Source organism: Sanguibacter sp. 25GB23B1 (assembly GCF_040012415.1).
Lineage (GTDB): Bacteria > Actinomycetota > Actinomycetes > Actinomycetales > Cellulomonadaceae > Sanguibacter.
This window is the reverse complement of the sequence record NZ_JBDYKL010000002.1, coordinates 47479-69367: the sequence shown is the minus strand read 5'-3', so window position 1 is coordinate 69367 and position 21889 is coordinate 47479. Positions and strand designations below refer to the sequence as shown.

Here is a 21889-nt window from a genome sequence, read left to right as displayed (position 1 = left end):
GCGGCTGGACAGCTCAGGGCAACCGGTCGCCCGAGCGCAGGTCCAGCGGGTTGCTCACGACGCGCAGCCACCGGTCCGGGTGGCGGTGGACGAACCCGAGCGCGGCCGTGAGCCGCGGATGACGGTAGGCAGCCCGCCACCGCCGGATCTCCTCCCCCAGGTCGACCCGACCGGCGTGGCCGGACACGAGCCGCTTGCGCTCCATCTGCTCTGCCGTCCGCACCCAGCTGAGGTGGATGATCCCCTCGTCGGGCGTCACGACGTCGTGGACCACCGCGTCCGCCGGGTGCGCCGGGTCGGTGCTCGTCGCCGCGAAGTCGACACGGAGGTGCGGCACGTCGGCCTGGCGGCAGTGCGACAGGCGTGTCCCCGCCCGGACGGCGATCGCGCCGGGATACTCGGCGCGGACGCCACCGAACCGCCGACGGCGCTCCAGCACCCGGTCCGAGCCCGCCCCCGCCCGCTGGTACCACCACCGCGACGGGTAGTGCAGCGCGTCGAAGCCCTCCGCGTCAGCACGCTTGAGGCTCATGAGAAAGCGCTCGGGCGAGCCGAGCACCTCGTCGGTGTCCAGCTGGACGACCCAGTCCGCACCCTCGCTCGCCGCATCGAGCGCGCACTGGCGCTGCTCGGTCTCCCTGTCGAGCGCGAACCGGTCCGGCGCCGACCAGCGCCCCGGGAGCGGGACGATCTTGCCTCCCGGGTCGCACGCCTCGAGCCGCCGCAACGCCTCGGGCACCTCGAGCTCGTGCCCGCTCCACGACAGGTTCTCCTCGTCGTAGCTCACCACGAGGCGGTCGACGAACGGGTAGTACGACTCGACGCTCTCCGCAGTCCACGCGGGGTCGCCAGCGAGCACGTACGCGTTGATCCTCACCGCCCCAGTATCGAACCGCGACACAGCAGGTGACCATGGACGACCGGGGTGATCTGGACGAATCACCCCGGCCAGCATCCCTCACCCCCTGTCGCGAGGCGGCCCCTCCTGGCTACGGTGAGGAGCGCACGGCACGGATGGAACGACGACCGCCGACGAAGACGGGCCCCACGACATGACCTCGACCGAACCGCTCGCCCAGGACGCGCCCCGGCGCAGCGGACGCCGGCACGTGCACCTCATCACACCGGGAGACCACTACTCCCCGCGCACGGGCAGCGCCATCCCCAGCGTCGTCCACGGACTGTGCAGCAACGCCGACCCGGGCAGCCCCCGTCCCGCCGTCCTCGTCTCCCGCGGCACGTACCCCGACAGGTACCCGAGCGCCGACATCATCGAGTACGAGCTCGTCGAGCGCCGCCCGCGCGACCGGTACGTCGACGCCGCACGCGGGCTCCTGGGCCGCCCCCGCGCCGGCGCTCAACGACCCGTCCGGCCCGCGCTCGCGGACCAGTCCTCGTGGGAGAGCGCCGTCGTCGTCGCGCACAACCTGCCGCCCGCCGTCGCCCTCGTCGACGCCGACCACCACGCCCCGGTGCTCTACGCGCACAACCACCTCCTGCGGTCGTACACACCACGCGAGGCCGGGGCCGCGCTCGGGTCCGTCGCGCTCGTGGTCGCCGTGAGCGAGTCGCTCGCCGACCAGATCCGCCCCCACCTGCCCGCCTCGATGCGTGAGCGCGTGCGCGTCGTCCACAACGCGGCCGACACTGCACTCTTCTACCCGCCACCGCCCGGCCACGAGCCGGACCGCGACCGGCTCCGCATCACGATGGCCGGCCGCGCCATCCGCGACAAGGGCGCGGACGTGCTCCTCCACGCCATCCGCCTCCTCGACCGCAAGGACATCGAGGTGTGCGTCGTCGGATCCGCCGGCTTCGACCCCTACGCACCCCTGACTCCCTACGAGCAGTCGCTGCGCCGGCTCGCCGACGGGTGCGCCTCGACCATCCGGTTCGTCCCGTCATTGCCACGTCGCGCGCTCGGCGAGCTCATGCGGGACTCCGACATCGTCGTCGTCCCGTCCCAGTGGCCCGACCCCTGCCCCCTCACCGCCCTCGAAGGCATGGCGACCGGCCTCCCGGTCATCGGTACGGACATCGGCGGGATCCCCGAGATACTCACCGGCGTCGGCGCGCTCGTGCGCCCCCAGGACCCGCGGGCGCTCGCCGACGCGATCGAGCCGCTCCTCGACGACGCCCCGCTGCGCGCCCGCCTCGGACGCGCCTCCCTGGCCCACTCCGCGCAGCTCACCTGGGGACGCCGAGCCCGGGTGCTCGACCGGCACCTCGCCGAGCTCGTGGGCGTCTGAGCGCCACCCCGCTCGTCTCCGGCGTGAGCTGCCCGGATCGACTCACACTCGTAACACACCGCGTCAGATCCAGAAACACACGGCCCCTAGCGTTGCTCCTGTCAACGATCCCCGCGGGCCGTCGACCATCACGCTTCCGCCCGCTCTCCGACGCTCCTCGTCCTCCGGGACGAGGTACCGACAAGGAGGGCCCATGGGCCTGTCTTCAGCGTATGCACTCGTAGGGAACCCACGAGAGGGCTCGCGCACCGCGAGCGCCGCCACCACCTTCCTCGCCGCCCTCGCAGGTGACCTCGACCAGTCGGTCGTCGACCTCGCGGACCTCGGTCCAGCGGTCCTCGACCCCGGCTCGACCACCGCCTCCGACGCGGTCGCCGCGATCAGCCAGGCACGCCTGCTGCTCGTCGCCAGCCCGGTCTACAAGGGCAGCTACACCGGGCTGCTCAAGGCCTTCCTCGACCGGTTCCCGCCGGGCGCCCTCGCCGGCGTCGTCGCGGTCCCCGTCATGGTCGGGGCGTCCCCGGGCCACGCGGTCTCCGCCGAGGCGTACCTGCGCCCGTTGCTCCTCGAGCTCGGGGCCACGTGCCCGGCTCCCGCGGTGTACCTGCAGGAGCAGACGCTCGTGCACGTCGGTGCGGCCGTGACCGAGGACCCCTCGGTCAAGGACCCCATAGCCACGTGGTGCGCGCAGCACGCGTGGCTCGTGCGGTCGGCGCTCGCCGGCGCACGCGTCGCCGCCTGAGGACTGCGCCTTCTCGCACCGCACGTCCTGACGACGGCTTCGCCGTCCGCGCCACCACACCAGAGACCCACGCACCAGAGCACCGTCGCCGTCTCGACCTCGCTGCCGCACCTGCGGCGCGACCGGTCGACCCCGCGACGGCGCTCCCCTCGTCGTCCCCGCAGCACCTCTCACGCCAAGGAGCCCCGCGCATGACCGCTTCTCTCGTCGCCCGCACCGCAACCGACACCACGCCCGCCAGCACCGCCCCGCCGTCCCCCGTCACCGACATCGCCGCGAACCCTGCCGCCTTCCGTGAGGGCCTCGCGCAGATGGTCACCTCGGTGAGCGTCGTGACCGCAGAGGTGGACGGGGCCCGGTACGGCTTCACCGCCAACTCGGTCACCTCGGTGTCCATGAGCCCGGCCCTCGTGCTCGTGTGCCTGGCGCACACGGCCGAGTGCCACGACGCGTTCCTCGCGGCCGAGACCGCGTCGATCAACATCCTCGCCGCCGACCAGGCGCACCTGTCGAAGGTCTTCGCGACGCGGGGCGCCGACAAGTTCGCGGCGGCCGACTTCCCCGCCGGTCCCACGGGCGCCCCGGTGCTGGACGGTGCGACCGTGGCCCTCGAGGGCCGTGTGCACGACCGGTACAGCGCGGGCGACCACACCGTGATCCTCCTCGAGGTCGAGCACGTCCACCTCGGCGGGCGGGAGCCGCTGACGTACCAGGGCCGGATGTTCCGTGAGCTGGCCCAGGTGGCGTCGTGAGCGCCGTGGCCGTCGGACCCACGGGAGCCGCTGCGCCGCTCGCTCCGCACGTCGTCTCCGACCCGGACCACATCGTCGTCCGCTGCCTGCACAAGACCTACCCGGGGACGAGGGTCGCGGCGCTCCAGGACGTCGGCCTCGTGGTGCCGCGCGGGACCTTCGTGAGCCTCATCGGCCCGAGCGGCTGCGGCAAGTCGACGCTGCTGCGGGCCGTCGCCGGGCTCGAGGGCGTCGACGACGGGTCGATCACGATCTTCGGTGCGACTCCCGAGGAGGCGTGCACGGCCAAGTCCGTCGGCCTCGTCCCCCAGGCGCCCGCGCTGCTGCCGTGGCTCACGGTCCGCCAGAACGTCGAGCTGCCGCACAAGGTCAACCGTCGCGCCGACAGGCGCCGCGCCGAGCGTGAACGCAAGCACCCCGCCCGGTCGACGCCCGACGCCTTCGCGGACGTCGACTCGCTGCTCGACATGGTCAACCTCACCGATGCCGCGGACAAGCACCCCGGTGCGCTGTCGGGCGGCATGCAGCAGCGGGTCGCGATCGCCCGGGCCTTCGGGCTCCGGCCGGAGATCCTCCTCATGGACGAGCCCTTCTCGGCGCTCGACGAGTTCACGCGTGAAGCCCTGCAGCTCCAGCTGCTCACCCTGTGGCAGCAGATGCGCACGACGGTCCTCTTCGTCACGCACTCCGTCCGCGAGGCCGTGACGCTCTCCGACCAGGTCGTCGTCATGTCCGCCCGACCCGGTCAGGTGCACGAGGTCATCGACGTCGACCTTCCTCGGCCTCGCGGCGCGGACGTGCTGCTCAGCCCTCGTCTGCACACGATCGAGGACCGCGTCCGCGCGAGCCTCCAGAGCGCGTGGGAGGCCGGGGCCGCCCCGGCCGACCTCGTGGCGAAGTGACCGTCCCCATGACGACGAACCCGACCAGGAGGCCACCCGTGCCTGTTCATGCCGCCCACGCCGCATCGCCCGGCACCGCGGGAACCGTCCCCGCCGGAGCCTCTGGCGAGGCCCCGCACGTCTACACGGCGAGCGCAGCCCACGGCCTCGCCGTCGCGGCGGTCACCGACACGACACCGGGCGGGGGCGTGCCCGTCGTCCCGGCACGGCCTCGTGCCGCAGGAGCGACGCCCGCCCGCGGCGGCAGGCGGCGTGTCCCCCGCGCTCTGCGGCCCTCGTTCTGGCTGCCGACGACGGCCTCGGTCGTCGTCGTCGCTCTCGCCTGGTCGTGGATCGCGTCCGAGAACAAGTACCTGCTGCCGCCGCTCGCGGCTGTCGGCGAGCTGCTCGTCGAGGACTCGGCGCTCTTCGCGTCCAACGCGTGGGCGACGCTGCAGATCGCGATCGCCGGTCTCGGCATCGGCTTCGGGTCCGCGTTCCTGCTCGCCGTCGTCATGAGCGAGATCGGCGTCCTGCGCCGCGCGATCCTGCCGCTCGCGATCGTGCTCAACGTGACCCCGGTGGTCGCGCTGGCTCCGGCACTCGTGGTCGCGTTCGGCTTCGGCATGACACCGAAGGTCATCGTCACCGCGATCATCACCTTCTTCCCGGTGCTCATCAACGTCACGACCGGGCTGCGATCGGTACCCGTCCCGGTGCTGCACGTGTTCTCCACCCTGCACGCCTCACGCCTCGAGGTGCTCCTGCGGTTGCGGATGCCGAGCGCCCTGCCCTACACGCTCGCGGCCCTGCGCGTCGTGCTCCCTCTCTCGATCGTCGGGGCCGTCGTCGCCGAGTTCGTCGCCCCGGGATCCTCCTCCGGGCTCGGCACCATGATCAAGACCTCCGCCGCGAACTCCCAGCTCGCCCAGCTGTACGCCGCGATCGCCTGGCTCGCCGTGATGGGTGTCGCGATGCTCCTCGTCATCACCGTGATCGAGAAGCGCGTCCTCTTCTGGCACGACTCCCAGCAGGGCGCCACGACCTGACCCGTCGACTGTCGTCCCCACCGTGCTCCCTGTCTTCCACCCCGCCCCTGTCTCATCGGCCCCTCCCGAAAGGCACCACCATGACCCCCCGCTACCGCCGCCAGCTCCGCACCGCACCGCCCGCCCTCGTCGTCACCGTCGGGGCAGCCCTGCTGCTGTCCCTCGCCGCGTGCTCGAGCGACGCGAGCGGCGCAGACGGCGCCGACGCACCCGACGCCGCCGCCGAGGGCAGCGCCATCTCCACCGAGCGCTGCGCCGAGAACGAGGCCGCCGGCACGATCACGTACATCACCGGCTACCAGTACCAGTCGTCAGCCGGCATCCTCGAGGCGCTCGCGGCCGACTCCCTCGGCTACTTCGACGCCCTGTGCCTCGACGTCGAGATCCAGCCCGGGACAGGTGACACGGCGGCGAACGCACAGCTCGTCGCCGCCGGCACGGCGCAGGTCACCTCGCTCGGGAACGACGCCGAGGCCCTCAAGGCCGTCGCAGGCGGCATCGACGTCACCGGCATCGCCACCTGGGGCCACGTCCCGATCGCGACCCTCATGACCAGCACCGAGATCACCGACCTCACCCAGCTCGAAGGCACCACCCTCGGCCACAAAGGCTCGCTCCCCGCACCGCTGCGCGCCATGCTCGTCGAGGAGGGTGTCGACCTCGCCGCGATCGAGCTGGTCGAGGTCGGCTACGACCCGACCGTCCTGCCGCGCGGTCAGGTGCAGTCGCTCACCGGCTACAAGTCGAACGAGCCCCTCCTCCTCGCCGCGATGGGCGAGGACATCACCGAGTGGAACCCCGAGGACTACGGCATCTCCGGGTCCTTCGGCACGATCGTCGCCAACCCCGCCTTCGCGGCAGAGCACCCCACAGCGGTCGAGGACTACCTCCGCGCGACCGTCAAGGCTCTCGACTACTGCGTCGAGAACGGCGAGGAGTGCGTCGGCTTCGCCGCCGACGTCGCCGAGTCGGGCTACGACTCCGAGCACAACCTCAAGATCTGGGAGACCGAGTCCGGCCTCGTCGCGGACTCGACACCCGAGGGCAGCCCGGTCGGCTTCCACGACGAGGCGCTCACCACGGCCGAGGGCGAGGCGCTCGTCGCCTCCGGCGAGCTCGACACCCTGCCGACCGTGAGCGACGTCTTCGACCCGAGCTTCCTCGAGGCCGTCTACGACGGTACGGAGCTCGTCTGGCCCGCTCCCTGATCTCAGCGCACGCCGGGCACCCGCCTGCAGCGCGGGTGCCCGGCACCACGACCCGTCTCGACAGACCACGCACCACGAAGGACCACGATGACCACCACGCCTGACACCACCACGCCCGATCCCGCCAGCGCCCCGACCTCGGGTCCCGAGCTCGGCATCTTCCTGCCCATCGGCAACGGCGGCTGGATCATGTCCGAGACCGCACCCCACCCTCAGGCCACGTACGAGTACAACCGGACCGCAGCCGTGCTCGCCGAGGACGCCGGGCTCGACTTCATCATGTCGATGGGCAAGTGGCGCGGCTACGGCGGCACCACCGACCACTGGGGCCGCACCCTCGAGTCCGTGTCGATGATGTCCGGCCTCGCCGAGGCCACGAGCCGCGTGAAGATCTGGGCGACCATCCACACGAACCTCTTCAACCCGGCCATCGCCGCGAAGATGTACACGACCATGCAGCAGATCAGCGGCGGCCGCGCCGGGATGAACATCGTCGTGGGTGCCTACGCCCAGGAGTTCTCGCAGATGGGCCTGTGGGACGAGAACTTCGACCACGCCGCCCGCTACCGGTACACGGAGGAGTGGACGAGCGTCCTCGAACGGCTGTGGAGCGAGGACTCCGTCACCCACCACGGTGAGTTCTTCGACCTCGAGGACTGCCAGTCCCGCCCGCACCCCGAGGTGCGCCCTACCCTCATCAGCGCCGGCCGCTCGACTGCAGGTGTCGAGTTCCAGGCCCGCCACTGCGACGGCTCGTTCCTCACGGCCGACGACCTGCCGGGGCTGCGCACCGTCTCCGACCAGGTAAAGGCCGCCGCGGCAGCCCAGGGTCGCTCGATCAAGACGTACTCGATGTGCACGGTCGTGCTCGGTGACACCGACGCCGAGGCCGAGGCACGGCGCCGCGAGTACGGCCGCGGCGCCGACATCGAGGCGATCGTCAACATGAAGACGTCCTGGGGCCTGCCGCTCGACAAGGCGATGTCCATGACCGCCGCGGCTCCCGAGGACGAAGCCTTCCAGACGGCCGTGGTGCACGGCTCGCCCGAGACGGTGGCGGAACGCATCACCGAGCTCGTCGAGGAGACCGGGATCGACGGGCTCATGATGATCTTCCCCGACTACCACGCAGACCTCCCCGTCTTCGGCGAGACCGTGCTGCCGCTCCTGCGCCCCGCGTCCGTCCTCGAGGGTGTCTCGTGAGCGCGACGACCTTCTCAGGCCTCGCGACGCTCACCGACGCCGCCGGTACCGAGCGCCCGCTGCCCGGTCCGCTCGCGGAGGCCGCGCTGCTCGTCGTCGACGTCCAGCGGTCCTTCGCCGACCCGGCCCACCTCCCGTGGCTCGACGAGGCGGGCCTCGCCGCGGTCGAGGCAGCCGTGACCCGCACGCAGTGGCTCGTCGCCCAGGCCCGCGAGACCGGGGTGCCGGTGGTGTGGGTGGCGCTCGAACAGCTGCCCGACGCCCCGTGGCTGACGTCGCTCTGGCTGCGCGGGCTCGACACGTCGACCTGGCCGGCTCCCGACGAGCCTTGCGTGCAGGGCACCGCCGGCGCCGAGTGGTACCGCGTCAGCCCGCGGCCGGACGAGACCGTCGTCGCGAAGCGCCGGTACTCGGGCTTCCTCGGGACGACGCTCGAGGCCCACCTGCGCTCCGCGGGCGTCACGTGGGTCGTGGCGTGCGGCCTCACGAGCGAGTGCTGCGTCGACGGGACCGTCCGCGACGCCTTCCAGCTGGGCTTCCGCGTGGTCATGACGGCTGACGCCACGGCTGCCTACGACCCTGCGACCCACGCCCACGCCCTGTCCGTGCTCGCCGACAACGCCGCGGTCGTCGCCTCGTCCGAGGCCGTCGCGGACGCCTGGCACCACGCCGCCGCGGCCGCTGAGCCGGTCGCCGAGCCCGTCACCGCCGGGAGGCTCCGATGAGCACCATGAAGCTCGCCTTCGACATCTCCTTCGCCCACACCGAGGGGAAGTGGGCCGCGCCCGGCTCCTGGGTGGGTGCCGACTACCCCGACGTCGGCCTCTTCACCGAGCTGGCCGTCGCTGCCGAGCGCGGCGGCATCGACATGCTCTTCTTCGGCGACGGCACCGGGATCCCCGACACGTGGGAACAGTCGATGGACGCCGCGGTCCGCTACGGAGTTCAGTGGCCCCGCCAGGACATGAGCCCCTTCATCGCAGCCATGGCGCAGGCGACCAAGCACATCGGCTTCGGCCTGACGTACTCCTCGACCTACATGCACCCGTTCTACACGGCGCGGTTGCTCAACTCCCTCGACCACGTGACCAAGGGGCGGATCGCCTTCAACGTCGTCGCCTCGGGGCGCCTCGCCGACGCTGCCAACTACGGCTTCGCCGGACTGCCCGACCACGACCAGCGCTACGAGCGCATGGAAGAGTTCGTCACGGTCTGCAAGGCGCTGTGGGACTCGGTCGAGCCCGACGCGATCGTCCGCGACCGCAGCACCGGGCAGTTCGCCGACCCCACCAAGGTGCACCGCGTGGACCACCACGGCCAGTTCTTCGACGTCGCCGGGCCGCTCCCCTCGGTGCCGAGCCCCCAGGGTCACCCGGTCCTCGTCCAGGCCGGCGCGTCGCCGCGCGGCATCGCCGCGAGCGCGTCCTTCGCCGACGTCGTCTTCGGCCTCGGTGGGCACCTGCCCTCGCAGGTCCGGCATCGTGCGGCGCTCGACGCGGCGCTCGACGCGGCCGGGCGGCGCCCTCAGGACGTCGGGATCCTCTGGGCCACCCAGGTGGTCCTCGGGCGCACTCCCGAGGAGGCTGCCGCCCGCAAGGGGGAGATGGGGTCGATGCTCACCGACGACGCCGTCGGTGCCTACCTGTCCTACAACTCGGGCTTCGACTTCTCCGTGCTCCCGGAGAAGTTCACGCTCGCGGAGGTCGCCGAGCAGATCGTGGCCGCGCAGGCCACCCAGTCCGGGTTCGTGCAGCGGCTGATCGCGCGACGCGGAGACGACGGGGTGGTCAGCCGCACCGAGTTCTTCGAGGAAGGCAGGAGGTACGCGACGGGCCACGAGCAGACGATCGCAGGCACCGCCGAGCAGGTCGCCGACGAGCTCGAGGCGCAGTTCCTCGCGACCGGGTCGAACGGTGGGTTCATGATCTGCAACCCGCAGTCCATGCCGTCGTCGCTCTACGAGGTGACGGACCTGCTCGTGCCCGAGCTGCGCCGTCGCGGTCTTGTGGGTGACTCGTACGCGGGCACCACCCTGCGCGAGAACCTCCGCGCATGACCGCCGCCCAGGCGTCCGTAGCGGTCACGGGCGGCGCCGGGGCTCCGGAGACGGCCGGTGGATCCGGGGAGGCGCGGGCCGCTCGTCCGCGCCTGCCTCCCCGGCTCCGGCGGCAGATCGTCATCACGTGCTGCCTCGTCGCGAGCGCCCAGGTCACCTGGGGCGCGATCGTCCCGGCGCTCCCCCGCTACGGCGTGACGTTCTCCGCCTCGTCGTTCCTGCTCGGCGCGATCGTCGCGGCCTTCGGCGTGGGGCGTCTGCTCGTGAACGTCCCTGCCGGGCTGCTGGCCGACAGGTTCGGGCCGCGGCGGCTCCTGCTCGGCGCGCTCGTCGGGCTCGTGGTCGTCACCGTCCTCACGGCTTTCGCCCCCACGCTGCCCGTGCTGCTCGTCGCGCGGTTCCTCGCAGGCGTGCTCGGCGGGTCGGTCGTGACGGTCGGCCTCGCGCTCGTCACGGCCCGAGCCCCGGCGGACGCCCGCGGGACCGTGCTCGCCACGGCCCAGGCCGTCCAGCTCGCCGGAGGCGCCATGGGCCCTGTCGTCGGCGGTCTGGTCCTCGACCGGTGGGGGCTCCACGCGGTGTTCTTCTGCGCCGCGATCCCCGCCGTCGGTTGCCTCCTGTGGACTCTGCTGCGACCGGACCCGGAGTTCTGGGCCAGCCCCGCCCCCGCGGCAGGGGCACACCGGACGCCCTCGTCGGAGGCCACTGTCCGCTCGCGTCGCGTGACCACGGACCTCGCCGCGTTCGTCGGGCTCAACGTCGTGGGCTTCGCGGTGTTCGTCATCCGCTTCGGCGGCGAGCAGTCCCTCGTGCCGATCCTCGGCGACCGCGTCGGCATGAGCTCGACGCAGCTCGGCCTGTCGATCGGCGTCATCACCCTCGTCTCGCTCGGGCTGCTTCCGCTCCTCGCACGGCTGCTCGACACCGGGTGGCGACGGCGCCTGCTCGTGCCCGGGATGCTCGTCGCCGCGGTGGCCGTCGGCCTCTACCCCGTCGCAGAGTCCCCGCTGGCGTTCGCGGTCCTCGTGGTCGTCGCTGGGGTCGGTGCCGCCGTCGGCGGAATCGTCCCCGGGGTCGTCCTCGCAGACGTCGCCGCGCCTGGTCGACAGGGGGCGGCCGTGGGGATCTTCCGGTCGACGGGCGACCTCGGCGCGGTCGTCGGCCCGCTCGCGCTGGGGCTCGCCCTCGACCACTGGGGGGCCGGGTCCGCGAGCCTCGCGCTCGCCGCCGTCGCCGGGGGCTCAGCCGTCGTGTACCTGGTGCTGGTCCGTGGCCGCCGAGTGCTCACGCCACCTACCCGCGGCTGACGCCCAGCGCCGTCCGCACGTCCGACCCGACGCCTCGCCAGCGGGGCACCACCCACCGGGTGGTGACCGCCTGCCAGGAGCGGGCCTTCTCGGCGACGGGGATCGGCGCGATGGCGACGGCCCGGTAGAGCTCGAGGTTGAGCCGCGTCTGCGGGAACGCGAAGCGCACGTTGCCGTCGGGCGCGTGCCACTTCACCTGGTTCTCGCCCTGCTGGGAGAACTGCTCCGAGTGCCGGCGCTGGTGGAAGAGCCGCTCGTCGACGAGCGCCATCGGGCCCTGGCACAGCAGCTCGGTGAGCAGCACCATGTCGTCCCCCACCATGGGCTTGAGGCCGCGCGAGGAGCGCAGGGCGTTCATCCGCACGACGCCGTACATGACGTGCGAGGCCTGCGAGACGTAGAGGTTGTGGACGCGCTCGTGCGGCGTCGGCGCACCGAGGCCGAGGTCCTCGTCCTGGAGGTCCTCGAACACCGTGCCGTCGGCGCCGATGAGCTGGGTCCGCGGGCAGACGAAGGGCGTGCGCAGGCCGGCGTCGTCGAGCGCCTCGATGCACCGGGCCGCGAAGCCGGGCAGCTTGACGTCGTCGGCCGCCTGCCAGGAGAACAGCGGCGACCGCGCCTGGTCGACGACGTTGCGGTAGTTCCACGCTCCCCCACGGTTGGTCGGGTAGCGCAGGTAGCGCACGCGCGGGTCTGCGGCCGCCACCTCCTCGCAGATCTCCTGCGTGGCGTCGTCCGAGCCGTTGTCGGACACGAGGATCTCGATGTCCTCGAAGTCCTGCTCCTGCACGGAGCGCAGCGCCGCCGGAAGGTACTTCTCCCCGTTGTACACGGGGATGCCGAACGTCAGTCTGGGCATCGTCGTCCTTCTCTTCCTCGTCACCACCGGAGCACCGCCTTCGTCACCGTGAACGCCTCGGCGTAGCGGCTGCGGCACTCCATGCCGCGGAGCCGCAGGAGGCCGAGGAACACCTCCGCGTCCCACCAGTCACGGCCGCGCTGGGAGGCGTAGTGCTCGTCGAGGAGCTCCCACTTGCGCCGGGCGTCCGCGTCCGCGACGGGCACGTAGTGCGACTGCGGGCGCAGGTCGCCGTCCCACTTGGGGATCTCGTAGTGGAGCACGAGGGCGTCCCGCCACACGGTGCTGGCCAGCGCGCCGAGGAGCCGGTGGTCCTGGTGGGCGTCGTCGGTCCGGGGCGCGAGGACGACGTCGGCGGCGTGGTCGAGAGCGAACGCCTCGAGCGTCTCCTTGACCTCGCCCCAGTGCTGCGGGAGGCGCCCGTCCGGAAAGGTCGCATGCTCGGTGGTCGCGCCGGGGAAGAAGGCCTGTGCGGCCGCGACGGACTCCGCAGTGCGCTCGGGCGAGCCCGTGAGGGTCAGCCACGACGCGGTGACGCCCCCGCGGGCCGCGAGCGCGAGGAGCGTCCCGCCGCACGCGATCTCGACGTCGTCGGGGTGCGCGGCGAGGCAGACGACCCGCAGGTCGCCGCCGGGGAGCCCGAGCCCGATCATCCGCGGTCCTCGGTCATGCGGGCTCGTCGACGAGTGCGGAGCCGCCGTGGGCGGAGGCGGGCGCGGCGGTCGTGGGCTCGCTCGCACCCGGCGCGTCCGTGCCGGAGCGTGCTCGGGTGCCGACGAGCTCTGCGGCTGCCGTCCACGGCGCGTGGGCGGCGGCGCGCAGCGTCGTGGTCGTCTCGCGCAGCCGGGGCGTGATCTCCGCGGACCGGGCGACGACGTCGTCGAGCTGCGTCATGAGCCTGTCGGCGTCGAGCTCCTCGATCCACTGGCACGACGTGTCCATCCCGACCTGGGCCATGAGAGAGTGGCCCTTGGGCCCGTAGCTCACGGACACGACGGGGACCGCGGCGCGGATCGCGCTGACGACGTTGTGGTACCGGCTGGCCACGACCGCGGTGCTCCCGGCGACGACGTCGTCGAGCTCGCGCATCGTCGACACGGGCCGAGCACGGACACCCGCCCCGAGGCGCTCGACGAGCTCGTGCACGACGGGCCGGTCCCCTTCGTCACCGACGACGACGTCGACCGTCCAGCCTCGCTCGACGACACGACGTGCCACGTCGGCGAGAGCGGCGACGTAGCGCTCGTGGGTCGCCGCGCCGTCAGTGCTGTAGGTGTCGTCGGACGTGCCGTAGTAGCGCATGACGCCCAGGACGAGCCGGGGGGGTGCGTGGCCGTCTGCCGGTTCGCGGGCGGCGTCGTTCTCGGGAGCGTGGTCGTCAGCGGACTCGTCGTCAGCAGCCTCGCCGTCGGGCGAGGAGAGGTCCGGTGCGGGCGCGCCGAGGACGAGGTCCGGTGCCAGGAGCGCTCCTCCCCGCCCTCCGATCATCGCGGTGCCGGCGGCCAGGGAGTGGACGTCGCGGAAGGTCACGAGCCGGGCCGACCTGAGGGTGCGCGAGAACATCCACCGGGTCAGGCGGCGTCGGGGGAGGTCGGCGCCGACGGCGACGACGACGAGCGGTGCGCGGTGCGCACGGGCGCCCGCGGCCAGCCCGAGGAGCAGGACGGGCACGCCCCAGGGCCCCATCCACAGCTCTTCGAAGATGCCTGTCCCGGGGACGACGACGAGGTCCGCTCCGCGGGACGCGCGTGCTACCCGACCCGCGTCCGCGAGCTGTCTGGCGAGCGTGGTCCACCGGCCGGGCGGTGGACCGGCGCGAGCGTCGCGGCCGGGTGCGCCGATGGGCTCGGCCGACCAGCCCGGGTGCTCGCCCTCGTGCTCTGCCGCGGTGCGCGCCGGGTCGTAGCTGAGCACCTGCACCCGGGCACCCGGGAGGTGCGTGTGGAGGCGTCGCAGCGCCTCCGTGAGGGACGCCTCGTTGCCGAGGTTGCCGATCCCGAGCTCCCCGAAGACGAGGACCACGGGGCCGCTGCGTGTGCTGTCCGGTGACCGGACCCTCCGGGTCAAGAGACGAGCCGTGACGCGGTCTCGGGCAGCTCGAGGAGGTCGGCGTCGAGCGGGACCGGCAGTGGCACGGGCTCGTTCTTCCACACTGTCCACGGTGTCTGGCCGGAGCGGTGCATCTCCTCGAGGGCGGCACGCTCCTTGAGCGTGTCCATGGGCGCCCAGAAGCCGTCGTACTTCACGGCGCGCATGCGACCGTCGGCCGCGGCGCGGACGCACGCGTCCATGACGAGGTCCTCGTCCTCGCCGAGGTAGTCGAAGATGCCGGAGCGGAGGATGAAGTACCCGCCGTTGATGCGCATGTCCATGTCGGCGACAGGCTCGAACTGGGTGATCGCGCAGTCGTCCCCGATGCGCACCACGTGGAAGGAGTCCTGCGGGCTGACGGCCAGGAGGCTGCCGACCGCGTCCGACATCGTGAAACCTTCGATCATCATGTCGAGGGGCGCGTCGGTGAGGACGTCGCCGTAGTTGGCGAGGAACATCTCGTCGCCGTCGAGGTAGCGGCGCACGCGACGCAGACGCTCCCCGATCGGCGTGCTCATGCCCGTGTCGACGAACGTGACCTTCCAGTCGCTGATGTCGTGGCCGAGGAGCTCGACCTCCTGCCCGTCGCCGGTCCAGACGAAGTCGTTCGAGTGCGTCTCGTCGTAGTTGAGGAAGTAGTCCTTGATGGCTCGTGAACCGTGCCCGAGGCAGAGGATGAACTCGGTGTGCCCGTAGTGGGCGTAGTACCGCATGATGTGCCACAGGACCGGGCGGGAGCCGATCTCCATCATGGGCTTGGGGAGCGAGTCGTCCCCGGAGCGCATGCGCATCCCGAGCCCTCCGCAGAACAGAACGACCTTCATGACACACCGTCCTTGATGACGTCCGGGTCGAGCCGCCGCGGCGCGGCGAGCTCGCGCAGTGCTGGTGCGACCGGCCTGCCGACGAGCAGTCCGTCCGTGGTGCCGCGCTCGAGAGCGCGGGAGTAGACCGCGAAGGCGCGGCGTGCGGCGTCGACCGTGGTCTCGACGTCGGTGGGGGTGTGGGCGGCGGAGATGACGAACGACTGCGCGAGGACTCCCGCGCGGAGCATCTCCTGGATGAACAGCGTGCGGAACGCCTGGGAGGGCGCCCCGGTGTGGTCGCGGGTCGCGAAGACGAGGCACGAGGGGCGTCCGAGGACCTCGACCGCGGTCCCGATGCCGGCGTCCGCCGCCGCGGCGCTCACGCCCTCGGCGAGCGCCTGGCCACGTGTCTCCATCACGCCGACGACGTCCGTCGTCGCGTAGGCCTCGGCGACGGCGAGGTACGCGGCGAGACCGACGACCTCCGGACCGTGGGTCGTCGACAGGAGGAACACGCGTGAGGCGTCCGTGTTGAGACCACCGAGCTCCATGAGCTCGCGCTTGCCGGCGAGCGCGGAGATCGCGAAGCCGTTGCCGAGCGCCTTGCCCCATGTGGAGAGGTCGGGGGTGACGCCGTAGAGGTGCTGTGCGCCGCTCGCGTGCCAGCGGAACCCGGTGATCATCTCGTCGAAGACGAGGACTACGCCGTGGGCGTCGCAGAGCTCGCGCACGCCTTCGAGGAATCCGGGTGCCGGCTCGACGGTCGCGGTCGCCGGCTCGAGCACGAGGCACGCGATCTCGTCGGGGTAGAGGGCGAGCAGCTCGCGGAGGGAGTCGAGGTCGTTGTACCGGAAGCCGACGGTGAGCGCCTTGACGGCGTCGGGGATGCCGGCGCCCATCGCGGTGCTGCCGATGAACCAGTCGTCGGTGGAGAAGAACGGCTGGGTGCGGCAGATCGCGACGAGGTCGCGTCCGGTGGCGGCGCGGGCGAGCTTCACCGCCGCCGACGTGACGTCGGAGCCGTTCTTCGCGAACTTCACCATGTCGGCACCGGGCACTGCGGCGAGGAAGGTCTCGGCGGCACGCGACTCCCAGACGCTCGGCCGGGAGAAGCTCACCCCTCCGCGGATCGCGGCGGACACGGCGTCGACGACGGGCGCATAGCCGTGCCCGAGCGTCACTGCACGCATGCCCATCCCGTACTCGACGAGCTCGTTGCCGTCGACGTCCCACACGCGCGCCCCGCTCCCCCGGGTGATGACCGGCGCCATCCCCTCGGGGTACTGGTCGGACGCCCGTGCGTAGGTGTGGGCGCCGCCGGGGACCATGCGGTGCAGGTCGAGCTGGAGACGTTCCGACGCGGCGTACGTCCGCGCCGCGAGCGACTCGTCGAGAGCTGTCTGCAGACCTGTCTCCATGCGGTTTCCCCCTCGGGGTCTGGCGGGAGGCCCTCTCACGGGGCTCTCATCTGCGCATCTCGAGTGTGTGCGTCGCCTCGGGAGGGGAACAAGACACATCAGGATGAATCACCCCGCCACTCACCCCGACTCACCTCTAGGGTGGCGGCATGGAGATCATCGAGACGTCCATCGAGGGACTCGTCATGTTCCGTCCGACGCCGCACCGGGACGCCCGCGGGTACTTCGCGCGCTCCCTCGACGTCGACTACCTGCGCAAGGCCGGCATCGACCCCGCGGGCTTCGTCCAGGAGAACCAGTCACGCTCCTACCAGGGTGTGGTCCGCGGCCTGCACGGGCGGTCCGGGGCAGGTGAGGCCAAGCTCGTGCGCTGCTCGCACGGCGCGGTCCTCGACGTCGCCATCGACGCCCGCCCGGGCTCGCCGACCTTCGGGAAGATGGAGACGTTCCTGCTCGACGACCAGGTGTGCACCCAGGTGTACATCCCCCGCGGGTTCCTCCACGGGTACCAGGCGCTGACGTCCGTCACGGACTTCATCTACCGGATCGACGACTACTACGGCCCGACCGAGGACCTCACGGTGAACTACCTCGACCCCGACCTGGCGGTGCCGTGGCCCGCACCCATCACCGTCGTCAGCGACCGGGACAAGGCTGCCGGATCGTGGGCGGACTTCGTCGCAGCGCTCCCCGGGTAGCGGTGCTGCGCGAGCTGGTGCCGACTGCCTAGTCTGGGTCGGTGACCAACCTCGAGGCGCGTCCCCAGGAGAACGTGTGCGTGGCCGGCCCGCCGACCCGCACCGTCGAGCTCGTCGAGCCGCGGGACGTCCCGCTGGGCGGGCCGCGCGCGATGACGGTTCGCCGGACGCTGCCGTCGAAGCAGCGCTCGCTCGTCGGCCCGTTCTGCTTCCTCGACCACTACGGTCCGGACGACGTCGCGGCATCGGGCGGGATGAACGTCGCACCGCACCCGCACATCGGTCTGCAGACGGTGACGTGGCTGTTCGAGGGCCGGGTGCTGCACCGCGACTCGGTCGGGTCGGTGCAGACGATCGAGCCCGGCCAGCTCAACCTCATGACCGCCGGGCACGGCATCAGCCACTCCGAGGAGGGCACGCTCGACCACTTCCCCGAGCAACGCGTCATGCACGGCGTCCAGCTGTGGACCGCGCTGCCCGACGCCCACCGCCGCACCGCGCCGACGTTCGAGCACGTGACCCACGCCCCGACCGTGATGGTCGACGGCGCGACGGTCCAGGTGTTCATGGGCACGCTCGGCGGCGTCACCTCCCCCGCCCGCGCGTACTCACCGCTCGTCGCCGCCCAGATCGACATACCGGCCCGCACGACGGTGCGGATGCCGGTGGACCGTGGTTTCGAGCACGGGGTGCTGGTCGACTCCGGCGACCTGACCGTCGAGGGCGAGACGGTCGCGCGCGCCTGGCTGGCCTACCTCGCGCCCGGCGCCGACACGATCGTCCTGGAGTCCGGCGACGCTCCCGTGCGAGCAATCCTCGTCGGTGGCGAACCCTTCGGCGAGGAGGTCCTCATGTGGTGGAACCTCGTCGGCCGCACGCACGAGGAGGTCGTCGAGGCGCGCACCCAGTGGGAAGCCTCGATCGCCGGCACCGAGGCGGGCCTGCGCCGCTACGGCACCGTCCCCGGGTACGACGGCGCGCCGCTCCCCGCCCCCGACCTGCCGCAGGTGCGGCTCAAGCCGCGCGGGCGCTGACGCGACGTCCTGCTGGCCGACGTATTCCAACGCACCTCACCGCTTCAGTCCCGCACCTCACCGACCGATGACCTTGGAATGAGCGATCCTGGCGACAAGACGCCTCCGAGCCAGAGACGGATGCGCCTGCGCTATCCGGGACGTTGTCGACAGTGCAGCGCTGACGTGGCAGCGGGTATGACGGCGGTGTATGACCGGTCGAGCAGATCGGTCACGTGCCTCGCCTGCTCCACCCCGGAGCAGGTGGACTCCGCTCCGGAGCAGGTGGACGTGGATGACGCGGAGAGCATCGGGACCGACGAGGTCGAGGTCGGCGTCGCGGGTGCGTCGGCACAGCGCGAGTACGCGCGACGCAGCGCGAGCCGAGAAGCACGGATCCGGCGCGAGCACCCACACATCGGAGGCCTCCTTCTCGCCCTGAGCGACGATCCGCAGTCCACACGAGCGTGGGCGACCGGAGCGGTCGGCGAAGAGCTCCTCGGTGCCCGCCTCGACCGCGCGACGACCTCCGGCGTGCGGGTCCTGCACGATCGGCGCATCCCGCGCTCGCGGGCCAACATCGATCACGTCGTCGTCGGTCCGGCCGGCGTGTTCGTCATCGACGCCAAACGCTACAAGGGCCGTCCGTCGCGACGCATTGAGGGCGGGCTCTTCCGACCACGCGTCGAAAAGCTCATGGTCGGATCCCGGAACTGCAGCGCACTCCTAGCGGGGGTGCACAAGCAGGTCGATCTCGTGGGCAGCGCCCTCGCCGACGCCGGTCTGGACGACGTCCCGGTGACCGGGGTCCTGTGCTTCGTCCAGGCGGACTGGCCGCTCATCGGCGGTGCGTTCCAGATCGAAGACCTCCACATCCTCTGGCCGCGCAGGGCCGTCACGCTCGTCCAGAGCCCCGGACCCCTGAGTACCGACGCGATCGACCGCATCCACCGGCGCCTGGCGGAGGCATTTCCCCGCGCCTGACACCGGTGCGCCCGCCGCCGAGGGGGTCGACGGCGGGCGCTCCGGGGATGGCTCGCACCGCCACCCGGCTCGTGGGACTGGAGCGGACGGCCCCGGTCTCGTTACAGCGGATCGACCTCTCGCGGCATCGGGTCGAGGACGACCCAGCGGCCGCCGTTCGCCTCGATCTCGGGGAGCGCGGCGCGCACCTCGTCGAGGAGGTCCGGGACGAAGAGGAGGACGCGGTCTGGGTGGAGGTCGACGAGGCCGGCGGGCGACACGATGGGGATGCGGTTGCCCGGCATCGTCCGGCCGTGCTTCGCGACCGACGCGTCGGCGAGCGCGACCACGTGGTCCGTCGTGATGTGGGCGCAGCGCAGGAGCGCGGACGTCCGTGACGCGGCGCAGTACCCGCCGACGACGAGGCCTTCGGCCCGCGTCTGCGCGAGGTACGCCTCGATGGCGGCGACCGACTCGTCCAGCGCCCGGCCGAGGCTCGCGGCATGGTGGGCGTCGGTGGCCCCCTCGGCGAGCTCCCGCTCGACCATCGCAGTGACGTCGGGCGTCTGGGCCGGGTAGCGGTCGGACGGTCTAGCGAAGGCGAGCATGATGGTGCCGCCGTAGAGCGGGTACTCCCAGCACCCGACGGCAACGAGGCCGACCTCGCGGGCCATCGCGACGAGCGCCGGCGTCGAGTAGTAGGCGAAGTGGCCGTGCCGCAAGGCGTTCCAGATGCCCGAGCGGATGATGGCGGCGACCGTGTGGAACTGCATGAGCAGGACACCGTCGTCGGTGAGGTTGGCGGCGCGCTCGAGGAGCGCGGCCCGCTGGTCGGCTGCGTGCATCATGCCGAAGATGTCGACGACCAGCTCGGCGGGCCCGCCGTCCACCTCGATGAGCCCGCGGGCGGCGAGCTGGTCCACCCAGGAGCCGCCGTGCGGGCTGGGGTACTCCAGGACGCGGGTACCGGGCCGGATGAAGCCGGCAGCCTCGGCCTGGGCGACGGCCGCCTCGGACTGCGCGACGAGAGCGGCGGGCTCGACCCCGCGCGGCTCCTCGGGGGTGGTCGGGTCGGTCTCGAGCTGGACGAGCCCGCTGACCGAGCTGATGACCATGCGCAGCGGGTGCTCGGGATCGGGCACGGGATCGGTCGGGAGTGGGAAGGCGTCGGCGGCCGGCTGGAGCCCGAGGTCGAGCACGACGCTCCCACCGGGCTGCCCGGACCACCTGCACACCCAGGCGGGGTCGGGCTCGGGGAGCGGCGGGAGGTCGGCCGCGTGGCGCGGCGAGACGGAGGAGGGGGTCGACGGCGCGGTCGTCGTCGGTGCGGAGCTCTCGAAAGCGGTGGTCATGGCTGACCCCTTCAGGAGACGGGCTGGGTTGCCGGCGAGGGGAGGCCCGCCGGCGCGGAGAGGCGGAGGTCCTCGGTGAGCAGGCCCAGGGCGGTGAGCTCCTGGATCCGTTGGAGCCGCACGAAGCGGGGGCCGGTGAAGTCCTGCGCGGTGAGGCCGATGCGGCGCATGTCCTCCGCGAGCTCGCGGATGCCGTCGGGGATGGTCCACTGCGGCGCGAACGCGGGGAGCAGGGTGGTGATCTTGGTGAAGTCGACGCGGTAGTCACGAGCGTCCGGGCCTGCTCCCTCGGCGAACGTCACGGGTGCGTCGAGGTACGCGGCCACCTGGCTGGCGATGTCACGGATCTGGACCACGTCCTCGTCACGGCCCACGTTGAAGGCCTCGTCGTGGACCCGGTCCCGCGGTGCCTCGAGGACGGCGAGGAACGCGCGGGCGATGTCCTCGGCGTGGACGAGCGGGCGCCACGGGGTGCCGTCGGACTGGAGCTCGACCTTGCCGGTCGTGAACGCCGTGCCGGTGAGGCTGTTGACGACGATGTCGGCTCGCAGCCGCGGCGACGAGCCGTAGGCCGTCGCGTTGCGCAGGTACGTGGGGCTGAACGACTCGTCGGCCAGCTGGGAGATGCCCTGCTCCGCGATGACCTTGCTCTCTCCGTAGGGCGTCACGGGGTTGAACGCGCTGCGCTCGTCGACCGGGGCGTCGCCCGCAGCGCCGTAGAGGGAGCAGGAGGACGAGAAGAGGAACCGCGGCACGCCCGCCGCCTTCGCCACGCGGGCCATGTGGATCGCGCCGTGCGCATTGACGGAATAGGTGGCCTCCGGGTTGAGGTGCCCTACGGGGTCGTTCGAGATCGCCGCGAGGTGGATGACCGCGTCGAATCCCTCGAGGTCCTCCGGGCGGGCGTCACGCACGTCGCCGGTGCGCTGCTCGTAGCCGCCGGGTGGCTCACCGAAGTCGCAGCCGTCGTACCAGCCTGCGTCGAGGCCGACGACCTCGTGACCGGCTGCACGCAGGAACGGGACGATGCGAGCCCCCAGGTATCCACGATCACCATCGACCAGAACCAGCACGATCTCACCCCTTTTGCGCGAAAGGACCCCAAGCAGTGGATTGACTCCAAACCGTACGGCCGCCCCGGTGCAAAGTCAGGGGTGAGTTGCAGAATCACCCCGATCGGTCATGGGTTATGCCCTTTTTGCGGGCTTACCTTCAGGGGGTGAGACGACGGTCGTCGACGCG

Annotated in this window: 21 protein-coding genes; 13 read left to right on the top strand and 8 right to left on the bottom strand. The window is 72.0% G+C overall.

From position 1 onward, the window contains the following. Positions 1-13: 13 nt before the first annotated feature. Positions 14-877, bottom strand: coding sequence for a hypothetical protein (locus ABKW26_RS01745; protein ID WP_348590688.1), 864 nt, complete (start codon positions 875-877; stop codon positions 14-16). Between the two features lie 175 nt (positions 878-1052). Between ABKW26_RS01745 and ABKW26_RS01740 the strand changes: the two genes are divergently transcribed. The 10 genes from ABKW26_RS01740 (at position 1053) to ABKW26_RS01695 (ending at position 11447) form a co-directional block, all read left to right on the top strand. Further along, a complete protein-coding gene (locus ABKW26_RS01740; protein WP_348590687.1) occupies positions 1053-2249 on the top strand; it encodes a glycosyltransferase family 4 protein in 1197 nt (398 codons plus the stop codon). 193 nt (positions 2250-2442) lie between these two features. Then, positions 2443-2991, top strand: a complete 549-nt coding sequence (locus ABKW26_RS01735) for an NAD(P)H-dependent oxidoreductase (protein WP_348590686.1) — start codon at positions 2443-2445, stop codon at positions 2989-2991. A gap of 191 nt (positions 2992-3182) precedes the next feature. Next, on the top strand, positions 3183-3743 hold the full coding sequence (locus ABKW26_RS01730; RefSeq protein ID WP_348590685.1) for a flavin reductase family protein: 561 nt from the start codon (positions 3183-3185) through the stop codon (positions 3741-3743). Then, complete coding sequence (locus ABKW26_RS01725; protein ID WP_348590684.1) at positions 3740-4645, top strand: ABC transporter ATP-binding protein; 906 nt, start codon at positions 3740-3742, stop codon at positions 4643-4645. Before ABKW26_RS01730 ends, ABKW26_RS01725 begins: the two co-directional genes overlap by 4 nt. 38 nt (positions 4646-4683) lie before the next feature. Continuing rightward, positions 4684-5673 (top strand): ABC transporter permease, encoded by a 990-nt coding sequence (locus tag ABKW26_RS01720; protein ID WP_348590683.1) that lies wholly within the window; start codon positions 4684-4686, stop codon positions 5671-5673. 80 nt (positions 5674-5753) lie between these two features. Next, entirely contained in the window at positions 5754-6881 is a 1128-nt protein-coding gene (locus ABKW26_RS01715) for an ABC transporter substrate-binding protein (protein WP_348590682.1), read from the top strand. Positions 6882-6968: 87 nt separating this feature from the next. Next, the gene (locus tag ABKW26_RS01710; RefSeq protein WP_348590681.1) at positions 6969-8084 is read left to right on the top strand and encodes an LLM class flavin-dependent oxidoreductase; all 1116 of its coding nucleotides are present in this window, start codon (positions 6969-6971) and stop codon (positions 8082-8084) included. Then, positions 8081-8809: an isochorismatase family cysteine hydrolase gene (locus ABKW26_RS01705; protein WP_348590680.1), complete on the top strand. Its 729-nt coding sequence runs from the start codon at positions 8081-8083 to the stop codon at positions 8807-8809. The genes ABKW26_RS01710 and ABKW26_RS01705 overlap by 4 nt, the downstream gene beginning before the upstream one ends. After that, entirely contained in the window at positions 8806-10140 is a 1335-nt protein-coding gene (locus tag ABKW26_RS01700) for an NtaA/DmoA family FMN-dependent monooxygenase (RefSeq protein ID WP_348590679.1), read from the top strand. Before ABKW26_RS01705 ends, ABKW26_RS01700 begins: the two co-directional genes overlap by 4 nt. Next, a complete protein-coding gene (locus ABKW26_RS01695) occupies positions 10137-11447 on the top strand; it encodes an MFS transporter (protein ID WP_348590678.1) in 1311 nt (436 codons plus the stop codon). The genes ABKW26_RS01700 and ABKW26_RS01695 overlap by 4 nt, the downstream gene beginning before the upstream one ends. Here the strand turns inward: ABKW26_RS01695 and ABKW26_RS01690 are convergent. The 5 genes from ABKW26_RS01690 to ABKW26_RS01670 are packed head-to-tail and all read right to left on the bottom strand — an operon-like array spanning position 11434 to position 16621. After that, positions 11434-12306, bottom strand: coding sequence for a glycosyltransferase family 2 protein (locus ABKW26_RS01690; RefSeq protein ID WP_348590677.1), 873 nt, complete (start codon positions 12304-12306; stop codon positions 11434-11436). The genes ABKW26_RS01695 and ABKW26_RS01690 overlap by 14 nt on opposite strands. Before the next feature lie 20 nt (positions 12307-12326). Further along, positions 12327-12959 carry a PIG-L family deacetylase gene (locus ABKW26_RS01685; protein WP_348590676.1) on the bottom strand — a complete coding sequence of 211 codons (633 nt, stop codon included), beginning with the start codon at positions 12957-12959 and terminating at the stop codon, positions 12327-12329. Positions 12960-12972: 13 nt separating this feature from the next. Next, positions 12973-14373, bottom strand: a complete 1401-nt coding sequence (locus ABKW26_RS01680) for a polysaccharide pyruvyl transferase family protein (protein ID WP_348590675.1) — start codon at positions 14371-14373, stop codon at positions 12973-12975. Beyond that, a complete protein-coding gene (locus ABKW26_RS01675; RefSeq protein ID WP_348590674.1) occupies positions 14370-15221 on the bottom strand; it encodes a glucose-1-phosphate cytidylyltransferase in 852 nt (283 codons plus the stop codon). The genes ABKW26_RS01680 and ABKW26_RS01675 overlap by 4 nt, the downstream gene beginning before the upstream one ends. Then, positions 15218-16621: a glutamate-1-semialdehyde 2,1-aminomutase gene (locus ABKW26_RS01670; RefSeq protein ID WP_348590673.1), complete on the bottom strand. Its 1404-nt coding sequence runs from the start codon at positions 16619-16621 to the stop codon at positions 15218-15220. The genes ABKW26_RS01675 and ABKW26_RS01670 overlap by 4 nt, the downstream gene beginning before the upstream one ends. A gap of 149 nt (positions 16622-16770) precedes the next feature. On the opposite strand from ABKW26_RS01670, the gene ABKW26_RS01665 reads away from it, so the two are divergent. The 3 genes from ABKW26_RS01665 (at position 16771) to ABKW26_RS01655 (ending at position 19316) form a co-directional block, all read left to right on the top strand. Continuing rightward, the gene (locus ABKW26_RS01665) at positions 16771-17319 is read left to right on the top strand and encodes a dTDP-4-dehydrorhamnose 3,5-epimerase family protein (RefSeq protein ID WP_348590672.1); all 549 of its coding nucleotides are present in this window, start codon (positions 16771-16773) and stop codon (positions 17317-17319) included. Positions 17320-17360: 41 nt separating this feature from the next. After that, positions 17361-18353: a pirin family protein gene (locus ABKW26_RS01660; RefSeq protein ID WP_348590671.1), complete on the top strand. Its 993-nt coding sequence runs from the start codon at positions 17361-17363 to the stop codon at positions 18351-18353. A gap of 270 nt (positions 18354-18623) precedes the next feature. Further along, a complete protein-coding gene (locus ABKW26_RS01655; RefSeq protein ID WP_348590670.1) occupies positions 18624-19316 on the top strand; it encodes a nuclease-related domain-containing protein in 693 nt (230 codons plus the stop codon). Between the two features lie 101 nt (positions 19317-19417). Here the strand turns inward: ABKW26_RS01655 and ABKW26_RS01650 are convergent, their stop codons facing one another. Further along, positions 19418-20647 (bottom strand): transferase, encoded by a 1230-nt coding sequence (locus ABKW26_RS01650; protein WP_348590669.1) that lies wholly within the window; start codon positions 20645-20647, stop codon positions 19418-19420. 11 nt (positions 20648-20658) lie between these two features. Further along, on the bottom strand, positions 20659-21720 hold the full coding sequence (locus tag ABKW26_RS01645) for an SDR family oxidoreductase (RefSeq protein WP_348590668.1): 1062 nt from the start codon (positions 21718-21720) through the stop codon (positions 20659-20661). Positions 21721-21889: the final 169 nt, after the last annotated feature.